Origin of the sequence: Gordonia sp. C13, from assembly GCF_023218005.1 — a bacterium.
Lineage (GTDB): Bacteria > Actinomycetota > Actinomycetes > Mycobacteriales > Mycobacteriaceae > Gordonia > Gordonia namibiensis.
In genome coordinates, this window is record NZ_JALPSY010000006.1 from 27,907 (window position 1) to 47,532 (window position 19,626).

A 19,626-nucleotide genomic window follows, 5' to 3' on the forward strand; every position below is an offset into this window, starting at 1 on the left:
CACGAAGGCCTGGTGACCCTTCGATACGCTCGCAAGCTCGCTACTCAGGGAGCGGATACGCTCGCAAGCTCGCTACTCAGGGAGCGGATACGCTCGCAAGCTCGCTACTCAGGGGCGGATACGCTCGCACGCTCGGTACTCAGGCAGCAGAGACACAAAGACCGACGGCCCTGGCCCGCGTGATGCGGGACAGGGCCGTCGGGTGGTTCGTCGACTGTCAGTCGTCGTTGCCACCGGCTCCCGGAGCGGTCTTCTGGACCGACATCAGGAACTCGATGTTCGTCTTGGTCTTCTTCAGCTGGCTGATGAGCAGGTCGATCGCCTGCTGCGAGTCGAGACCGGACAGGAGACGACGCAGCTTGTGGACGATCGCGAACTCATCGGGCGAGAGCAGGAGCTCGTCCTTGCGGGTGCCCGACGGGTTGACGTCGACCGCGGGGAACACGCGACGCTCGGAGATCTTGCGATCGAGCTTGAGCTCGGCGTTGCCGGTGCCCTTGAACTCCTCGAAGATGACCGTGTCACCGGTCGAACCGGTCTCGACCATCGCGGTGGCGATGATGGTCAGCGATCCGCCGTTCTCGATGTTTCGAGCCGCACCGAGGAATCGCTTCGGCGGGTACAGCGCGGTCGAATCGACACCACCGGAGAGGATTCGGCCCGACGCCGGCGATGCGTTGTTGTACGCACGACCCAGACGGGTGATCGAGTCCAGAAGCACCACAACGTCTTTGCCGCTCTCGACGAGACGCTTGGCACGTTCGATGGCGAGCTCGGCGACCGAGGTGTGGTCTGACGGCGGCCGGTCGAAGGTCGAGGCGATGACCTCACCCTTGACCGAGCGCTGCATGTCGGTGACCTCTTCCGGACGCTCGTCGACGAGCACCACCATGAGGTGACATTCCGGGTTGTTGACGGTGATCGCGTTGGCGATGTCCTGCAGGATCGTCGTCTTACCGGCCTTCGGCGGCGAGACGATCAGTGCACGCTGCCCCTTGCCGATGGGCATGATCAGGTCGATCACGCGGGTGGACAGGCGTTCCGGTGTGGTTTCCAGGCGCAGCCGCTGGTTCGGGTACAGCGGAGTGAGCTTGTTGAACTCGGGGCGCTTCTTCGCCGCCTCCACGTCACCGCCGTTGACGGTGTCGAGGCGCACCAGCGGGTTGAACTTCTGGCGCTGGTTCTGCTGGTCACCCTCGCGCGGCACCTTGACCGCGCCGGTGATCGCGTCGCCGCGTCGAAGGCCGTTCTTGCGCACCATGTTCATCGACACGTAGACGTCGTTGGAACCGGCGAGGTAGCCGGAGGTACGGACGAAGGCGTAGTTGTCGAGCACGTCGAGGATGCCGGCGACGGGCTGCAACACGTCGTCTTCGGAAACCTGCGGCTCGTTCTGGCTGCCGCCGTCACGATCGCGCCCACGACGACGCTCGCGGAAACGGCGTCCCCGGCGACGACCGCCGCCTTCGCCGTCGTCGTCCCGGTCGTCACGGTTGTCCCGGTTCTGGCCGCCGCCGCGGTTCTGGCCACCGTCGCGATTCTGGTTGTCGCGATTCTGGTTGTCGCGGTTCTGGCCGCCCTCGCGGTTCTGGCCACCGTCACGGTTCTGGCCACCGTCGCGGTTCTGGTTGTCCCGGTTCTGGCCGCCCTCGCGGCTCTGGCCACCGTCGCGGTTCTGGTTGTCGCGGTTCTGGTTCCGGTTGCGGCGATTGCGCTGCTCACCGGCTTCGGAGTCGCCGCCCTTCGGCGAATCCGCCTTGGCGTCGTCCTTCGACTCGCCGCCCTTGGTGGACTGGTCGGCGTTCTGCTCGCCGGCCTCCGGGTTCGCGTTCTTCTTGCCCGAGCGGGAGGCCTGACCGGAATCACCGTCTTCGGCGGACTCGACGATCGACAGCTGCCCGTCCTCGGACGAGGCCTTGGCGCTCCGGCGCCGGGTCTCGGAGGTCTTGGTGTCGGCCTTGGCCTCGGCCGAGGCACCCTCGGTGGCCTTTACCTCGGTGTTCTTGGCTTCGGTGTTCTTGGCTTCAGGGCTCTTGGCCTCGGCCTTGGCGTCTGCGGTCTTGGCGGCTCCGCCGCCCTGGCGCTCCTTGATGGCGGCGATCAGATCGCCCTTGCGCATCCCGGAGGTGCCCTTGATGCCGAGTTCACCGGCAACGGTCCGCAGCTCGCTAAGCACCATGCCGGACAGGCCGGTACGTGCTGCACGAGCGCGTGTCTTGGCCGGTTGCCCCGAGTCAGGGCCGGCCGAACCCGCGGATTCCTGCTCGGCAGGTGCGGTGATCAGGTCCGTATCTGTCACGGAAGTCCTTTCGTTCCTCCCGCAGACGGAAGCTGCGAGAGGTCTACGTTTCCCTGCTGTGTACGCGAGGGAGTCCGTCCGCGTTGGACGGTAGGGGGTGAACGGTCAGAGAGATGTTCGGTCCCGCTGCGAGCGTGCTCGGGAGCCACCCGTGCTTCGGCACCGTCGACAGAGACCCACGACCCCGGCCGGATACGATCGGTGGCCCCGATCGGTGATGGATGAGAAGCACGGCGGGACAAGCCCGCGCGGCTAGACCAGAATATGTTAACCCCGTTCGCATGATAGGGGCAACACGCCGAAAGTGCCAAATGGAGACATCGATCGGAGGTTGTGATCCTCGGCTGGACACCGCTGAACACCTCGTTCCCAACGTGCGTTGCACGTCGGGTATTCCCCGGGCGCTCCGTGACGAAACGCCTCCACCGCGAGGAGCGTCGAACTCAGCCCGCGCTGATGTCCACGCCGCCGGCGATGGCCACCGAATGCGTGGTGAAACCGAGTCCTTGCGCGAGCAGTCGGATGTCGGCCGGGATCGGCGAGGTACCCAGCACGAGCACCGTGGGCCCGGCGCCGGAGACCGTCGCGGCATGTCCGCGCGCGCGCAGTTCGGCGACGAGTTCGCTGGTCGGCACCATCGCCGAAGCACGATAGGGCTGGTGCAACCGGTCGGCCGAGGCGGCCATGAGATTACGCGGGTCGGAGGTCAGCGCCACGACAGCGAGCGCAGCCCGGCTCAGGTTGAAGACCGCATCGGCGCGCGGCACCTCGTCCGGCAGCAGACCGCGGGTGAACGACGTCGACGACTCGGTGTCGGGGACGAAGACGGTCGCGCACACGTCGGGGTGAACCGACAGCCGGTGGGCGTGATACGAGTTCACGTCGTCGGTGGTCTCCGTCCAGGTCACGACGACCGAACCGAGGACGCTCGCGGCGGCGTTGTCGGGGTGTCCCTCGAACTCACTGGACAACTGGACCAGTTCGTCGGTGGACAACCCGGCGCCGAACCCCGCGGCCGAGATCAGACCGGAGGCCGCAGCGAGGCCGGAGACCGCGGCCGCCGCCGATGAACCGAGGCCCCGCGAATGCGGTATCTGGTTGACGCAGCGCAACTTCAGGCCGGGCGCGGACACGCCGGCGTGGGTGAGACCGCGGTTGAGGGCGCGCACGACGAGGTGGGACTCGTCGCGCGGAACGTCGGCCGACCCCTCCCCCTCGATGTCCAGCACGATGCCGTCGTCGACGGTTTCGACGATCACCTCGTCGTAGATGCCCAAAGCGATGCCCAGACAGTCGAATCCCGGTCCGAGGTTCGCGCTCGACGCCGGCACCCGGACGCGCGCCGAGACACCCACGGGCAGCTGACGTGTCGCCACCCCGGGTTCGGTCATCTCGCCGTTCTGCGTCATCTCCTCGACCCCGGCGGACTCAGCCGACACCGAGGGCATTCGCCACCGCCACCGGATCGACCGGGATCGCCTCGACCTCGGGAATGCCTGCCAGCGCGGTGTCGGGGTCCTTGAGACCGTTGCCGGTCACGGTGCAGACCACCGTCGAACCGGCCTCGATCCAACCGTCGGCACGTGCGGCGAGGAGTCCGGCCACGCTCGCGGCGGATGCCGGCTCCACGAAGACGCCTTCCTTGCCCGCGATCAGGCGGTAGGCCTCGAGCAGCTTCTCGTCGGTGGCCGCACGGAACTGACCGTTCGACTCCTCCTTGGCGGCGACGGCCTGGTTCCAGCTCGCGGGCGAGCCGATGCGGATCGCGGTCGCGATGGTCTCCGGCTCCTTGACCGGGGCGCCGTTGACCAGGGGGGCCGCTCCGGCGGCCTGCACGCCGAGCATCCGCGGGACCGAGGACGACACACCGTCGGCGTGGTACTCGGTGTAACCCTTCCAGTAGGCCGTGATGTTGCCGGCGTTGCCGACGGGCAGCGCGTGCACGTCGGGCGCGCGGCCGAGGACGTCGACGATCTCGAAGGCGGCCGTCTTCTGGCCCTCGATGCGGGCCGGGTTGACCGAGTTCACGAGCTCGATCTCACCGAACTCGGCAGTCGCCTTGCGGGCGAGCTCGAGGCAGTCGTCGAAGTTGCCCTGGACCTGGATGATCTTGGCGCCGTGCATGACCGCCTGGGCGAGCTTGCCCATGGCGATCTTGCCCTGCGGGATGAGCACCGCACAGGTGATCCCGGCGCGGGTGGCGTAGGCGGCCGCCGAGGCGGAGGTGTTGCCCGTCGAGGCACACAACACGGCGGTCTTGCCGTTGTTGACCGCGTTGCTCACGGCCATGGTCATGCCACGGTCCTTGAACGAGCCGGTCGGGTTGAGACCCTCGACCTTGAGGTAGACCTCGCAACCGGTCAGCGACGACAGATGCGGGGCGCTGATCAGGGGGGTGCCACCCTCGAGCAGGGTGACGACCTTCCAGTCGTCGGCGACGGGCAGCCGCGAACGGTATGCCTCGATCAGGCCGGGCCACGCGCGGTGCACAGGCGCAGGAGTCGTCTCAGTCATCGGTACCTTCCAATCGCAACACACTCGACACCTTGATGACGGCGTCCATGTCTTCTAGCGCCGCAACGCAGTCCGACTGCGCGCGGTCCGGGGCCCGATGGGTGACCACGATCAGGCGCGCGTCGTCTCCCGCACCTTCCTGGCGTACCGCGGCGATGCTCACCGAACGCTTGGTGAACTCACCGGCGACCTGGGCGAGGACGCCCGGGCGGTCGGCCACGCGCATCGAGATGTAGTAGCGGGTGAACACGTCGTCGATCGGGGCGATCGGCAGCGACGCATAGGTGGACTCCAGCGGACCCCGTCCGCCGTGGACACGGTTGCGCGCAGCCATCACCATGTCGCCGAGCACGGCCGAGGCGGTGGGCGAACCACCGGCACCCTGGCCGTAGAACATCAACCGGCCGGCGTTCTCCGCCTCGACGACCACCGCGTTGAACGCCCCGTTGACGGTGGCGAGCGGGTGGGTCAGCGGGATCAGCGCCGGGTACACGCGCGCCGAGACCCGCTGGGAGCCGTCGACGTCGCGCACCCGCTCGCAGATCGAGAGCAGCTTGATCGTGCAGTCGAACTTCTTCGCGGCGACCAGGTCGGCCGCGGTCACCGAGGAGATGCCCTCGCGGTGGACGTCGGCGGCGGTGACCCGCGAATGGAAGGCGATCGACGCGAGGATCGCGGCCTTGGCCGCCGCGTCGTAACCCTCGACGTCGGCGGTCGGATCGGCTTCGGCGTATCCGAGACGGCCCGCCTCGGCGAGGGTGTCGGCGTAGTCGGCGCCGGTCTCGTCCATCTCCGACAGGATGAAGTTGGTGGTGCCGTTGACGATTCCGGCGACGCGCTCGACGGTGTCGCCGGCGAGCGACTGCATCAGCGGGCGGATGACCGGGATCGCACCGGCGACCGCTGCCTCGAAGTAGAGGTCGACCTTCGCCTCGGCGGCCGCGCTCGCGAGTTCACCGGTGTACTCGGCCAGCAGCGCCTTGTTGGCCGTGACGACCGACTTGCCGCTCTCGAGCGCGGTGCGGATCAGCGCACGGGCCGGGTCGATGCCGCCCATCAGTTCGACGACGATGTCGACGTCGTCGCGTGCGATCAGCGACGCGGGATCGTCGGTCAGCAGTTCCTGGCCGATCTTGCGCGGCCGGCTGAGATCTCGCACCGCGACGCCCCGGATCTCCACCGGTGCGCCCACGCGCGCTCGCAGGTCGTCGGCGTTGTCGGTGATGATGCGCACCACCTCGGCACCGACGTTGCCCATCCCGAGTACCGCCACCCCGATGGGTCGCACGGCATTCACCTCGCTTGTGTCGCTTGCGTTCTGAACAGATCCGGTCACGAGCCCACCTCCAGGCTGAGGAAGTCGTCGATGGTCTCGCGCCGCAGCATCAGGCGTGCTGCCCCATCGGCCACGGCCACGACCGGCGGCCGCATGGTCATGTTGTACCGGCTCGACATCGAGTAGCAGTAGGCGCCGGTGGCGGCGACCGCGATCAGGTCGCCGGGACCCAGATCCTCGGGCAGCCAGCAGTCCTTGATGACGATGTCGCCGCTCTCGCAGTGCTTCCCGACGACGCGGCAGACGACCGCACGTGCGTCGGACACCCGCGAGACCAGCCGGACGTCGTATTCGGCCTGGTACAGGACCGTGCGGATGTTGTCGCTCATCCCGCCGTCGACGGAGATGTAGCGGCGGGTGGCACCGCCGCCGAGCGCCACGTCCTTGACGGTGCCCACACGATAGAGCGTGACCGTGCCGGGACCTGCGATCGCGCGGCCGGGCTCGACGGCGATGATCGGCATCGGCAGACCGACGGCTTCGGATTCGCGGCGGACGATGTCGGCGAGAGTTTCGGCGACCTTGTCCACCGGCAGCGGGCGCTCCTCTTCGAGGTACGAGATACCCAGTCCGCCACCGAGATCCACGATCGACATCTGCGAGGTCTTCTCGACGCCGAACTCGTCGACGACATCGTGGAGCAGGCCGAGGACACGGTGGGCGGCGAGCTCGAAGCCGTCCATGTCGAAGATCTGCGAGCCGATGTGGCTGTGCAGACCGACGAGGCGGAGGTTGTCGGTCGCGAAGACCCGACGGATCGCGTCCATCGCGACGCCGCCGGCGAGGGCGAAGCCGAATTTCTGGTCCTCGTGGGCTGTGGAGATGAACTCGTGGGTGTGGGCCTCCACACCGACCGTGACGCGGACGAGCACGTCGGTGACGACTCCCCGCTCGCCCGAGATCGCGTCGAGCCGGTCGATCTCGATCATCGAGTCGAGAACCACGTGCCCGATACCGGCGTCGACCGCCGCGGCCAGCTCCTCGGGGCTCTTGTTGTTGCCGTGCAACGCGATTCGCTCCGCGGGGAAACCGGCACGGAGCGCGATGGCGAGTTCGCCGCCGCTGCACACGTCGAGGGAGAGACCCTCGTCGTTCACCCAGCGCGCGACCTCGGTGCACAGGAAGGCCTTCGATGCGTAGTGCACCCGGCCGTAGGGGCCGAAGGCCGCCATCATGTCGCGGCACCGGGACCGGAAGTCGGCCTCGTCGACGATGAACGCCGGGGTGCCGAACTCGGCGGCCAGCTCGCTCACCGGCACGCCGGCGATCCGCAGCTCACCCGACTCGTCGCGGGCGGCGTTGCGCGGCCATACCTGGGGAGGCAGGGCGGCGAGGACGGCCGGATCGTTCGGGCGCTGCGCGAGGTGCGGCGCGGCCAGGAGTTCGGCGTGCCGCGGGCCGGCCGGGTGCGCGCTCACATCTGCTCCGGAGCGCTGACACCGACCAGTCCGAGGCCGTTCGCCAGGACCTGGCGGGTGGCCTCGCACAGGGCGAGCCGGGCGCGGTGGATGTCGGCCACCTCTTCGTCGCCCTGGGGAAGGACGCGGCACTTGGCGTAGAAGCGGTGGTAGGTGCCGGCCAGGACCTCGAGGTAGCGGCAGACGCGGTGCGGCTCGCGCAGTGTGGCCGCGGTGGCCACGACCTCGTCGAAATCCCCGATGGTGCGGATCAATTCACCCTCGGCCGGGTCATCGAGCAGGTCGAGGTGATCGAGCGAGGACACCACGCCCAGGTCGGCGGCGTTGCGCGCCAACGCCGACATCCGGGCGTGCGCGTACTGCACGTAGTACACCGGGTTGTCGTTGGACTGCTTGGTCAGCAGGTCCAGGTCGATGTCGATGTTCACGTCCACCGACGAACGGATCAGCGAATACCGCGCGCCGTCGACGCCCACGGCGTCGACGAGGTCGTCGAGGGTGATGACCGTGCCCGCACGCTTCGACATGCGCACCGGCTTGCCGTCCTTGACCAGGTTCACCATCTGGCCGATGAGGACCTCGACGGTGGCCGGATCGTCGCCCAGCGCGGCCGCGGCGGCCTTGAGGCGGCTGATGTAACCGTGGTGGTCGGCGCCGAGCATGTAGATGCACAGGTTGAAGCCGCGGTTGCGCTTGTCGCGGTAGTACGCGATGTCGCCGGCGATGTAGGCGGCGTTGCCGTCGCTCTTGATGACGACACGGTCCTTGTCGTCACCGAAGTCGGTGGACTTCAGCCACCACGCACCGTCGTTCTCGTAGAGGTTGCCGTTGCCCTTGAGCTGCTCGATGCACTCGTCGACGAGGCCCGTCGCGAACATCTTGTCCTCGTGGGTGTAGACGTCGAAGTCGGTGCCGAAATCGTGCAGGCTCTTCTTGATGTGGTCGAACATCAGGTCCACGCCGACGGCGCGGAAGGTCTCGACCCGGTCGGCCTCGGGCTGCGACAACACGTCGGGCACCTTCGCGACGACCTGGGCGGCGATGTCGCCGATGTAGTCGCCGGCGTAACCGTCCTCCGGGGTCGGGTTGCCCAGCGCCGCGGCCTCCAGCGACCGCGCGAAGCGGTCGATCTGTGCGCCGTGGTCGTTGAAGTAGTACTCGCGCGTCACGTCCGCGCCGCGAGCGGCCAGAACACGACCGAGCGCGTCACCGACGGCAGCCCAGCGGGTACCGCCGAGGTGGATGGGTCCGGTCGGATTGGCCGACACGAACTCGAGGTTGATGATCGAGCCGGCCAGCTCCTTGCCGCGGCCGTAGCTCTCACCCTGCTCCAGCACGGTCTTCACGACGGTGTTCTGGGCGGCCGCACCGAGCCAGATGTTGACGAAGCCGGGACCGGCGATCTCCGACTTCGCGATGCCCTCGGCGCCGGAGAAGGCCTCGGCGAGCCAGCCGGCCAGCTCACGCGGCGCCACCCCGAGTCGCTTGCCGAGCTGCAGGGCGACGTTGGTGGAGTAATCGCCGTGGTCAGCGTGACGGGGGCGCTCGACGACGATGGAGTCGGGCACCAGGTTCTCGTCCAGTCCGCGGTCGCGGACCACGGTCAGGGTCACGGCGCGCAGCAGCGCGGCCAGGTCGGCGGGAGTCACGGGACACCATCCTATTGGCCGAGGGCTGCTCATCGATAATCGCACCCTCCCAGAGCGGGGGCAGCCCACCAGTAGACTCGGGTGCGCCGAGCGCGCGTCGGGGGGTACGACCGCCCGCGCGCACGGCGACCCCCGTCGTACGAGGAAAGAAGTCAATGGCGCGCAAACCAGGGGCCAACGTCCCCAAGGCTCGTAAGAAGTCCGGGTCCGTACCCACTGCGACCGGCCGGCAGGTCGACTGGATGCTGATCGGCGCCGTCGTCGTGGTCATCGGCCTCGTGGCCGGACTCGCGATCTACCTGCTCCCGAAGCTCAACGAGAAGCGCGCCAACGAGAAGGACGACGTGGCGGTCCAGTCGGCCGAGGGGTTCGTCCCGTCGCCGCAGACCCCGGACCCGTCACAGGGCATCGACGGCGTCACCAAGATCTACTACGAGGCCGGCAAGCACGTGAACGCCTCGCAGCGCGTCGCCTACGACCAGTCGCCGCCGTTCGGCGGTCCGCATGACGAGATCTGGGCGACCTGTACCGGCGTCGTCTACCCGAACCCGCTGCGTTCGGAGAACGCCGTCCACGCCCTCGAGCACGGCGCGGTCTGGATCACCTACAACCCGGACACCGTCTCGCCCGAGGATCTCGACTACCTGAAGCGACTTGTGCGCGGTGAGCAGTACCTGTTCCTGTCGCCGTACCCCGGCCTGGACAAGCCCATCTCGCTGCAGAGCTGGGGTCACCAGCTCAAGCTCGACTCGGCGAACGACCCGCGGATCGACCAGTTCATCACCTCGCTGCGCCGCAACATGATGCCCGGCGTCTACCCGGAGAACCCGCAGACCGCGGCCTACCCGGAGACCCAGGCCACCTGTACCGCCATCCCGGGCTTCGATCCGTCGAATCCCCCGCCGGCCGATGAGGGCGAACCCGGCCCCGACGCCGTGCCCATGGACGGCGGCGGCAACAACCCGATGCCCGCGGGCTGAACAAGCGAGGAACGACCATGAGCGAGACACCCGAGGGCACGACGACACCCGAGAGCACCGAGACCACCCCGTCGCGTCGACGCCCGGCTCTGCTCGCACTCGCCGCGGTGGCGGTGCTCCTCGTCGGCGTCGGACTGGGCCTGCTGATCCAGGCGAGCCTGACCGACAACTCCTCCGGGGAGGACTCCCCCGCGGCGAACTCGGCGGCGGTCGGTTTCGCACAGGACATGACGCGTCACCACGAGCAGGGCATCGAGATGGCCGCGATCGAACTCGAGCACGGCACCGATCCGCAGGTGCGCAGCATGGCTTTCGACATCCTGACCGCGCAGAGCAACGAGATCGGCCAGATGCAGTCGTGGCTGAGCCGCTGGGGCCGGCCCGTCACCAACCCCGGCGAGACGATGGGCTGGATGGGCCACGGATCGTCGACGGAGGCCTCCGGTGACGATCACGGTGACCACGGGGACACGGACCACGGGGACACGGACCACGGCGACATGGGACACGGGGATCACGGGGCCACTCCGGCGGCCGACGTCGAGCAGCCGGCCATGCCGGGCATGGCGACCTCGGCCGAGATGGAGCGGTTCCGCGCGATGCGCGGCCCGGAGGTCGACACGACCTTCCTGCAGCTGATGTTGCGCCACCACGAGGGCGGACTCCACATGATGGAGTACGCCGCGAACCCCGACAACGTCTCGCAGCCCTACGTCCGCGACCTCGCGTCGGCGATGGAACGCACGCAGGACAAGGAGATCGGGATCATCAAGGCGATGCTGGCCGAGCGCAACGCCCAGCCGCTGCCGATGAACTGACGATCGCCGCACTCGCCACCTCCGTTCGGAACGCCGCCGCCAGGCCGCGATTTCCGTAGCGGAGGTGGCGATTTCGTCGGCGGGTTAGTCTGGCCACGTCGACGAGAGGATCGGGTTGGTCATGGCGGTTCGGGGCGCGAGTCCGGCCGGTGATGCCGGTTCGAGGCTGCGGATCTCCGTGCTCGGCTCGCTCTCCTGCGAACTCGACTCCGAGCCACTCGATCTGGGCCCGCGTCGGCAGCGCGCGGTCCTGGCGCGGTTGGTCGCGGGTCGCGGTCGAGTGGTGTCCACCGACCGATTGATCGACGACCTGTGGAACGGCGAGCCCCCGCCCAAGGCCCTGGCCGGACTCCAGGTGCAAGTGTCCAATCTGCGGCGCGTCATCGAACCGTCTCGTCCGCCCCGGGCACCCGCCACCGTCCTCGTCAGTGAGCAACCCGGGTACGCCTTGCGGTTGCCCGACGCCGCGGTGGATGCGTGGGAGTTCGAAGCCACCGTCACCGGGGCCGCCTCCGACTCCCCCGAACGACGACTCGACGAGCTGGATGCCGCATTGCGGCTGTGGCGCGGAGATCCCTACGGTGGCTTCGCCGGTGACAGCTGGGCACAACCCGAAGTCGCGCGACTACACGACCTCCGCCGATCGGCGATCGAACAGTGGGCGGCACTGGCCGTCGACCACGGGCGGGCGGCGCAGGTGGCCCAGGTCCTGGCCGCGGAGTGCGACGACCAACCTGCCCGGGAGGAGTTCTTCCGCCTGTTTGCCCTCGCCCTGTATCGACTGGGCCGGCAGGCAGACGCCCTCGCCGCGCTCCGACGGTTGCGGTCATACCTCGCAGACGAACTCGGAGTGGACCCGGCACCCGCGATCCAGCAACTCGAACGCGACATCCTGCAGCAGTCGTCCTCGCTGGACACTCCCGCGGTGCCGCAGACGCCGGCTCCGGCGATGCCGTCGCCCGGTCCGTCGACGGCTGCGCCGGCCGAACGCCGCGAACCGGCCGGACGCGAGGACGAGCTGGTCCTGTTGAGCGGCCACGCCGACACCGCGGCCGCCGACGGGCTGCGCGTGGTCTGGGTCAGCGCGGAGGCCGGTGGCGGCAAGAGCACTCTCGCACAGACGTTGGTGGGTCGGCTGGAATCCGGCGGCTGGGTCGGGGCCACCGGCCACTGTCCGGAGGTCGACGGTGCACCGACGGCATGGGCGTGGCGGGAGATGCTGCAACAGTTGGCGGTTCAGCGTGACTCGACCACCTCCGAGGGCCTCGACACCACGTTCGACATCGCGCGCCGGATGGTCGACGCCTGCGCAGCCCGGTCGACCGCACCGGGAACGATCCTGGTGCTCGACGACGCGCACCGAGCCGACGGCGCCACGTTGCAGGTGCTTCGGCAGCTCGTGACGTGGATGGCGCGGTCACCGATCCTGGTCCTGGTCACCTACCGTGCCTCCGAGGCCGGGGTCGACCTGCTCGCGACCACGGCGTCCCTCGCCGCGGTCACCGCTGACCACGTCGACCTCAAAGGCCTGTCGGACAACGGCATACGCGAGCTCGCCCGGTCGGTCGGACTGGGCGACGTGGATGCGACCCTCCTTGATCTGCTGCGATCCAGAACCGACGGCAACCCTCTGTTCACCCGCGAACTCGCGAAACTGATCGCCTCCCGTGGGCCGTCCGAGGCCGTCGATGCCATTCCCGACGGCGTCAAAAACGTCCTGCTGCAACGCATTCAGCGCCTGCCCGCGGAAGTGGCCACGGTGTTGCGTCTAGCCGCCCTCTTCGGGCGCACCGCTCCGATCGACGGCGTACTCGCACTGTGGTCCCGGTCGGGCGGCGGTGCCGCGGCCGAGGACGAGGTTCTCGACGCCGTCGACACCGCTGTTGCGGCCGGCCTGCTGACCGCCGACATCGACAGCGTCCACTTCAATCACGTACTGGTCCGGGACACCGTCTACGACAGCGTGCCCGCGCTGCGCAAACGCCGGTTGCACTGGCAGATCGTGAAGTTCCTCGAACGGGTCCCGGGCGCCGACCCGGACGAGCTGGCCCACCACGCTGCCCTGGGCGTCGCCCCCGACACCCTCGACCACGCCATCGAGCTGGTGACGCGCGCGGCCCGGGCCCGCTTCCGAACCGAGTTCAAGGCCGATTCCGCCGAGTCGTGGCGGTCTGCCGTACTCCTCCACGAGTCGGCCGGGCATGCGGGCGCCGATGCCAGGGCGGCCGACCGCAGGGCCCTCGTCGATGCGTTGACCCATCTGGTGACGGCCCTGGCCTTCCGTGGCGACGACACCATCGAGGCCCGGGAACGTCGACGCCAGGCCCTCGATCTGGCGCGCGGCCTGGGCGACGACGATCTGGTGATGTCCGCGCTGACCTGCTGGCGGGCGCCCGTCATCTGGACCATCCGCCGCCAGCGGGTCGCCGACACCGAGCTGATCGCGGCGATGACGGACGCACTTCCCCGGGCCACCGACGTGCAGCGGGTGTACCTGCTGGTGTCCGCGGTCTTCGAGCTGGAGGGCATCGACGACCGGCGCGCGATCGGACTGGCCGAGCAGGCGGTGAAGACGGCGAATCAGCACGACGACCCCGAAGCGCTGTGCGCCGCGTGGAATGCACGGGTGTACACCGCGCTGGGACCCGACGCCTCCGCCGGTCTCCCCGACTTCACCGACGAGTTCGCACGAGTCGCCCGGGAGTCGGGAATTCTCGCGTATCAGGCTGCCGCGCACTTCTTCTCGTTCCTGGCACGGGCCGCGCAGACCGACCTGCCCGGCGCTGCGTCGGAGGTTCAGCAAGGACTCCGGTCCGCCTCGGCAGGTCGAGCCGGTGAGCTCGTCGTCGTGCTCTCCGCCTTCTCTGCCGTGCTCGAGGCACTCGGCGGTGACATCGACCGGGCCGAAGGCGAGTACCGCGACCTCACCGCTCGACTCGAAGCGGCCGGAGCCGTCAATGCCGCCGAGATCGGCCTGGTCGGCGAGATGGTGATCGGGTGGTTCCGCGGTTCGCTGGCCCATCTCGTCGAACCGCTCGGGGTGGTCGTCGGCGCCGCACCTCAGATGGTCTCGTGGCCGTACGTGGTCGCGCTGCTCGACGCAGGACGCCCGGACGAGGCGCGTCGCGTCGCCGAGACCGCCCCGCCGGTCAGCCGTGACTTCTACTGGACCGCGATGTCGGTGTTCCACGCGCGGGCACTGGTCCGATTGCAGATGGTCGAGGCTGCTGCCGAACTCTACGACGAACTACGACGCTGGTCGGGGACGGTCGCCGGATTGAACTCGGGATCCGTCGTGTTCGGCCCGATGGATGTCGTACTCGCCGAGCTCGCCGAGTTGCTGGGCGACCACGCTGCTGCGGACGACCACCGTCGAAGCGAGGCGAAGGTCCGGGCCGAGGTCGAGTCGGGTCTCACCGCGCTTGGCCGACGATGATCGCCTCCCGCTTGTCGTAGCTGCGGATCAGCAGGCCGAGCACGGCACGAATGATCGGTCCGGCTTCCTTTCGCATCTTGGCGAGCTCGCGTTCGTCGGCATGCCGGAACATGCGGGGTGCCTCGAAACTCATCTTCCCGCCTGTGCGCGCCGCCTTTTCCACCCGATCCCAGTCGGTCACGCTCACGTAGCGGTCGACGATCGGGAACACCACCTTCTCCTCGTCTGCGATGTGCTCGGCGAGCAGCTCGTGGGTCTGCCGGAGGGTCTCGGCCAGGTTCCCGGCCGCCCGGGTGTCGCCGGATCGTGCACGGGCGAACCCGCCGACATGGGTGCCCAGGACGGCCAGTAACGCTTCGAGTTCGGTGTGATCGTCCTGCAACTCGCGCACGTCGACGGCAGCTCCGGCCGACGCGGTGAGGATCGGCCACACGATCTCGTCCTCGATGGTGTGGTGATGGTGGACCGAGGCACACAGCTGCGTGAGATAGTCGCCGATGGCTCGCCGGCGGCGGTCGTCGCACGGTTCACCGGCACCGATGCGGCCCAGGATCTCGGCGAAGCGACGTGTGTCGTCGAGCATGGCGCGGTGGGCGATCTTCATACCGGTGAGGTCCGGAGTCGAGGTGGCGGTGGACTGACTGGAAGAACGGCTGGTCACGGGTCTCTCCTGACGGCTGGTGTCTGTTGACTGCCGTCACTCTGCGCCCAGCTGCTTACCCGGGACTTGTAGTCGCCTTGAGACGCGCGCAAACCCACCACAAATGCGTAAACCCACCACCGTGAAGGTGATGGGTTTACGCAAAAGTGGTGGGTTTGTGCAGTTGTGGTGCCCCCGGCAGGATTCGAACCTGCGGCCTTCTGCTCCGGAGGCAGACGCTCTATCCCCTGAGCTACGGGGGCTCATCGGGCGGAACCCAGACTAGCGCACGCTCACCGGCACATCACAATCGGGCTGCTCACGACACGCCGAGCGGACTCTGCACCCGCAGCGTCGATCCGTGTTCGCCCCGGAGGACGTGCAGCTGGGCCGGGATCCGGGCCCGCAACTCGTCGACGTGACTGACGACTCCGACGACGCGACCGCCGGAGCGGAGGTCGTCGAGGACGCCCATCACGAGGTCGAGGGCTTCGGGGTCGAGGGTGCCGAAACCCTCGTCGATGAAGATCGTGTCGAGGACCCGGCCGCCCGATTCGGCGGAGACGACATCGGCCAGGCCCAGCGCGAGGGCCAGCGAGGCGAAGAAGGTCTCCCCGCCCGACAGGGTCGTGGTGGCGCGCAGCACGCCCGTGTACTCATCCCGGACCTCGATACCCAGGCCGCCGCGCCGACCGCGCACGCCGGCGGCGTCGGAGTGGACGAATTCATAACGCCCCGAGGACATCTCGCGAAGACGCCCAGATGCGGCGACGAGCACCTCGTCGAGACGGGCGGCGAGCACATACGACCGCAGCGACATACGACGCGAGTTCTGTCCGCGCCCGCTCACCAGTTCGGCGAGTCCTTGCAACTCCTCGTGGCGGGCCTTCAACGGTGCCAGTGCGTCGAGAGCCGCCCAGAAGCCGGAGACGTATTCCTCGAGGTCGGTACGGCGTTGTGCCGCCACCGCATTCACGCGGGCGGCGTCGTCGCGCCGGGCTCGTGCGGACACCAGATCGGCCGTCAGGCCCGCAACGTCGACCTCGGGTGCCTCCAGCGCCGCGCGCACGTCGGGATCGGCGAGGGTCTCCTCGGCGCCCGCACGGATCGCGGCCGCCTCCTCGAGCAGCTTCTCCCACTGACGGATCTGCGCCTGCGACGCGGCGGCGGCGCGAACCTCCTCCGCGCCGGCGAATCCGGCGTCGGCGCAGGCCGTGGCGAGGCGCTCGGCGATGTCGGTACGCCGTCGTCGGGTCCGGTCGAGTTCGCGCCGGGCTTCTCGCAGAGTCCGTGTGCGGCGGCAGAGTTCGGCGAGTTCACGACGCCGCTCCGCGATCCCCATCCGTCCGCCCGTCGCCTGATGAACCTCGGCGTCGAGAGCACTCAGATTCTCACGCAGAGCGGTGAGACGTTCGCGGCGTCCGGCCTGCGCGGTCTCGTGATCGGCCAGAGTCCGGCGCCGGTCGGCGATCTCGGCGTCGACGCGCTCGACCGCGTCCTGCAGCGACGGAGTGCGCGCCGCCGCACGTTCGGCTGCCGCGAGGTCGGCGACCAGGCGATCGTGCCCGGCCTGGGTGGCCGCGCGGTCGGCACCGGCGATGACGGCGTCGAGATTGGCCCGGCGCTCCTGCAGTGCCGCGACCGCGGACTGGGCGATGGCCTTGATCGCGCTCGCACGTTCCTCGGCGGCCGCGGCCTCCTTCTCTTCGGCCTCCCCCACCGAGCTGCCGGCGTCACCGGTCGCCGGCGCGGGATGACCGACCGAGCCGCAGACCGCGCACGGTTCCCCGTCGACGAGGGCACCGGCGAGTTCGACGGCCATGCCGGTGAGGCGCCGTTCACGGAGATCGAGCTGGTGTTCCCGTGCAGCAGAGTGCTTTTCGCGCGCGTCGAGAAGGTCCCGTTCGGCGGCGGCGAGCTGCGCGAACACCTCGTCGCGATCGGTGAAGGCCTGGAGAACGCGGCCGGCATGGTCCCGTTCGGCACGCAGCTTGGGTGCCTGGACACGCAGTTCGTCGGCGGCCCGGAGTGCGGCGACCGCCTCCTCGCGGCGAGCGGGTGCCGCCTCGAGCCACGTCCGAATGTCCGTGGCCTGCTGTTCCGCGGCGGCGATCGTCTTCTCGAGTCCGTCGATGTCGGCGACCAGCCTGGGACGTTCGGCGACACGCTTCGCCAGCGGCTCCCAGCGGCCCGATTCCTCGGTCCACCGGTCGACGGCCGCAACGAGAGCGGCATCGTCGCAATCGGATTCGCACAGCGTCTCACCCTCGGCGAGCTCCGTGAGCGCCTCGCGCGCACGATCGGCAGCGTCGGAGGCCGCCATCAGTTCGGCGTCTGCACGCTTGTGATCATCGGCGAGCGGCACGATGGGCGCCGCACGCAGGGCGAGCCGGCGTGACCGCTCGGCCGCCGTCAGCGTCGTCTCGCCCTCGGTGAGCCGGGCGAGCCGTTCGCGGGCCTGCAGTCCGCGGCGACGCAGATCGTCGACGCGCCTGCCGTGTTCATACGCGGCTTCGGTCTGTTCGACGGCGGCCTGCGCGGCCGTCGATTCCATCAGCGCGGACTCGGCGGCCTGCCGGGCCGTGTCGAGACATCCCTGGGCCCAGTCGAAGTCGGGTTCGGCAGGCGCCTGGGTACCGCTGATCGCGACGATCTGCCCGGCGATGCGGTCCAGCGTGCCGGTCTGCTCGGCCAGCTTGGACGCGCTCTCGCGGGCGCGATCGCGTAGCCATTCCTCGAGGTCGCCGAAACGTTCCGTATCGAAGAGGCGTTCCAGCAGCTCCTCCCGCTCGTCCGAGTGCGCGCGGAGGAACCGGGCGAAATCGCCCTGCGGCAACAGGACCACCTGGAAGAACTGCTCGGCGCTCATACCGAGCAGGCGGACGACCGCCTCGCCGATCTCGGGGATACGGGTGAGGTCCGGCCCCGAACCGTCCACCCAGACCAACGACGCACACGCGTTGATCTTCCGCTTGCCGTCGCCGCGCTTCTTGGGGCGCTCGTGTTCGGGAGATCGCGTGATGCGCAACCGCCGGGAACCGATGGTGGCCTCGAGTTCGACCTCCGGAACCGTCTCGGGTGCAGCATGATCCGAGTGGAGTCGGCGGTTGGTGTCGCGGGCGCCGGGGACCCGGCCGAACAACGCGAACGCCACCGCGTCGAGCACGGTGGTCTTGCCGGCGCCGGTCTGGCCGTGCAGGAGGAACAGGCCGTCGGCGCCCAGCTCGTCGAAGTCGACGGTGACCTCGTCGGCGAACGGGCCGAACGCCCGAATCCGGATGTGGTGCAGTCTCATACGGCGTCAGTGCTCACGCGGTCTCGGCGACGAACGCGTCGAGGGCGAACAGAACGAGCTCTCCGTCGGCACCGGCGTCGGCCTCGGGTTCGCCGACGACGGCGCGCAGTGCGCGTTCGATCAGCACCCGCTCCCCCTTGGTCGGGGTGTCGCGGACGTCCTCGATGAAGGAGTTGATGATCTCGGCGTCGCTGCGGCCGCGGACCCGCGAGCCGTAATCGACCCCCGGACCGGTGTGCGGGCGGTCCCACTGCACGTGGACCGCATGCGGGAACCGCTCCCGCAGGCGACGCATGGCGTCGAGCGGGCGCACCGCGTCGGTCAAGGTCACCTCGACGTAGTGGTCCTCGGTATCGGTGAAGCTCTCGGAGGTCAGCAACTCGTCGAGAGTCCCGCGCAGAGAACTCAATTCGCGGACGACCGGCAGTTCGTGCTTGCGGATCCCGCCGACCCCGTCGGCGTCGAGGTCGACGACCCACACCGCCTTGCGATGGGTGCGCTCGCCGAACGAGTACGGGAGCAGCGAACCACTGTAGCGCACGGTATCGGTGACACGCTGCGGAGAGTGCAGATGTCCGAGGGCGACGTAGTCGGCTCCGGAGAAGGTTCCGGCGGGCACGGTTTCCACTCCCCCGACGCTGATCGATCGCTCGGACCCGGACGCGGCGGCACCGCTGACGAAGGCGTGGGCGACGACGACCGATCGGGACTGCCGGGTCGCGAGATCGGTACGGATGCGCGTCATGGCGGCGTCGAGGACCGCGGTGTGGCCGCACACCTCCTCGACCCCGAGATGGCGCCGGGCGGTGTCGGGTTCGAGGTACGGGATGCCGTACACCGCGACCTCGCCGTGCTCATCGGTCAGCACGATGGGTTCGGCGATCGCGTCGATCGAGGTCCGCAGGTACAACCCGCCGGCCGCCGCGAACGCCGACCCTGCGCCGAGGCGGGTGGGCGAGTCGTGGTTGCCCGAGGTGACGATGATGCGCGCACCGGCAGCGGCGATCTCGGCGAGGCCCTCGTCGTACACGCGCACCGCGTCGGCCGACGGCACCGACCGGTCGTAGACGTCACCGGCGACGATCACGGCGTCGGCCGATTCGGCGGCGACCAGCTCGGCGAGATGGGTCAGCGCGCGACGCTGGTCGGCGAGCAGGTCGACACCGTGGAACGTCCGGCCCAGGTGCCAGTCGGAGGTGTGCACGATCCGCATGGTGACAAACCATACGGTCGGTGCCCGA

At 69.0% G+C, this 19,626-nt stretch carries 12 protein-coding genes and 1 tRNA gene; 3 read left to right on the forward strand and 10 right to left on the reverse strand.

Annotated features, from left to right (window positions below; genetic code table 11):
• Positions 1-217: 217 nt before the first annotated feature.
• The 6 genes from rho to argS all read right to left on the reverse strand — a co-directional run bounded on the left by rho (position 218) and on the right by argS (position 9,216).
• Entirely contained in the window at positions 218-2,299 is a 2,082-nt protein-coding gene (gene rho / locus M1L58_RS07115) for a transcription termination factor Rho (RefSeq protein ID WP_248658344.1), read from the reverse strand.
• A gap of 443 nt (positions 2,300-2,742) precedes the next feature.
• On the reverse strand, positions 2,743-3,747 hold the full coding sequence (gene thrB, locus M1L58_RS07120) for a homoserine kinase (RefSeq protein ID WP_248658345.1): 1,005 nt from the start codon (positions 3,745-3,747) through the stop codon (positions 2,743-2,745).
• Positions 3,728-4,813 (reverse strand): threonine synthase, encoded by a 1,086-nt coding sequence (thrC, locus tag M1L58_RS07125; RefSeq protein ID WP_006865815.1) that lies wholly within the window; start codon positions 4,811-4,813, stop codon positions 3,728-3,730. Before thrC ends, thrB begins: the two co-directional genes overlap by 20 nt.
• Positions 4,806-6,149: a homoserine dehydrogenase gene (locus tag M1L58_RS07130; protein ID WP_006865816.1), complete on the reverse strand. Its 1,344-nt coding sequence runs from the start codon at positions 6,147-6,149 to the stop codon at positions 4,806-4,808. Before M1L58_RS07130 ends, thrC begins: the two co-directional genes overlap by 8 nt.
• Positions 6,146-7,567, reverse strand: a complete 1,422-nt coding sequence (gene lysA / locus M1L58_RS07135) for a diaminopimelate decarboxylase (RefSeq protein ID WP_248658346.1) — start codon at positions 7,565-7,567, stop codon at positions 6,146-6,148. The genes M1L58_RS07130 and lysA overlap by 4 nt, the downstream gene beginning before the upstream one ends.
• Positions 7,564-9,216, reverse strand: coding sequence for an arginine--tRNA ligase (argS, locus tag M1L58_RS07140; protein WP_248658347.1), 1,653 nt, complete (start codon positions 9,214-9,216; stop codon positions 7,564-7,566). Before argS ends, lysA begins: the two co-directional genes overlap by 4 nt.
• A 155-nt stretch (positions 9,217-9,371) precedes the next feature.
• On the opposite strand from argS, the gene M1L58_RS07145 reads away from it, so the two are divergent.
• From M1L58_RS07145 to M1L58_RS07155, 3 genes are all read left to right on the forward strand, one after another.
• Positions 9,372-10,196 (forward strand): DUF3105 domain-containing protein, encoded by an 825-nt coding sequence (locus M1L58_RS07145; protein WP_006865819.1) that lies wholly within the window; start codon positions 9,372-9,374, stop codon positions 10,194-10,196.
• A gap of 17 nt (positions 10,197-10,213) precedes the next feature.
• On the forward strand, positions 10,214-11,014 hold the full coding sequence (locus M1L58_RS07150; protein ID WP_248658348.1) for a DUF305 domain-containing protein: 801 nt from the start codon (positions 10,214-10,216) through the stop codon (positions 11,012-11,014).
• A gap of 121 nt (positions 11,015-11,135) precedes the next feature.
• Entirely contained in the window at positions 11,136-14,450 is a 3,315-nt protein-coding gene (locus M1L58_RS07155; RefSeq protein WP_248658349.1) for a BTAD domain-containing putative transcriptional regulator, read from the forward strand.
• On the opposite strand, the gene M1L58_RS07160 is transcribed toward M1L58_RS07155, so the two are convergent.
• The 4 genes from M1L58_RS07160 to M1L58_RS07175 form a co-directional block, all read right to left on the reverse strand.
• Positions 14,428-15,111, reverse strand: a complete 684-nt coding sequence (locus M1L58_RS07160; protein ID WP_248658350.1) for a hemerythrin domain-containing protein — start codon at positions 15,109-15,111, stop codon at positions 14,428-14,430. The genes M1L58_RS07155 and M1L58_RS07160 overlap by 23 nt on opposite strands.
• Positions 15,112-15,277: 166 nt before the next feature.
• A tRNA-Arg gene (locus tag M1L58_RS07165) sits at positions 15,278-15,353 on the reverse strand.
• Between the two features lie 56 nt (positions 15,354-15,409).
• The gene (locus M1L58_RS07170) at positions 15,410-18,385 is read right to left on the reverse strand and encodes an AAA family ATPase (protein ID WP_248658351.1); all 2,976 of its coding nucleotides are present in this window, start codon (positions 18,383-18,385) and stop codon (positions 15,410-15,412) included.
• 13 nt (positions 18,386-18,398) lie between these two features.
• Positions 18,399-19,598 (reverse strand): exonuclease SbcCD subunit D, encoded by a 1,200-nt coding sequence (locus M1L58_RS07175; protein WP_248658352.1) that lies wholly within the window; start codon positions 19,596-19,598, stop codon positions 18,399-18,401.
• Positions 19,599-19,626 lie beyond the last annotated feature (28 nt).

What these genes read in the sequence shown, in the direction of transcription:
- thrB (WP_248658345.1), bottom strand. Translation starts at nt 3,747, where the DNA reads ATGCCCTCGGTGTCGGCTGAGTCCGCCGGGGTCGAGGAGATGACGCAG.
- thrC (WP_006865815.1), bottom strand. Translation starts at nt 4,813, where the DNA reads ATGACTGAGACGACTCCTGCGCCTGTGCACCGCGCGTGGCCCGGCCTG.
- M1L58_RS07145 (WP_006865819.1), top strand. Translation starts at nt 9,372, where the DNA reads ATGGCGCGCAAACCAGGGGCCAACGTCCCCAAGGCTCGTAAGAAGTCC.
- M1L58_RS07150 (WP_248658348.1), top strand. Translation starts at nt 10,214, where the DNA reads ATGAGCGAGACACCCGAGGGCACGACGACACCCGAGAGCACCGAGACC.
- M1L58_RS07155 (WP_248658349.1), top strand. Translation starts at nt 11,136, where the DNA reads ATGGCGGTTCGGGGCGCGAGTCCGGCCGGTGATGCCGGTTCGAGGCTG.
- M1L58_RS07170 (WP_248658351.1), bottom strand. Translation starts at nt 18,385, where the DNA reads ATGAGACTGCACCACATCCGGATTCGGGCGTTCGGCCCGTTCGCCGAC.
- M1L58_RS07175 (WP_248658352.1), bottom strand. Translation starts at nt 19,598, where the DNA reads ATGCGGATCGTGCACACCTCCGACTGGCACCTGGGCCGGACGTTCCAC.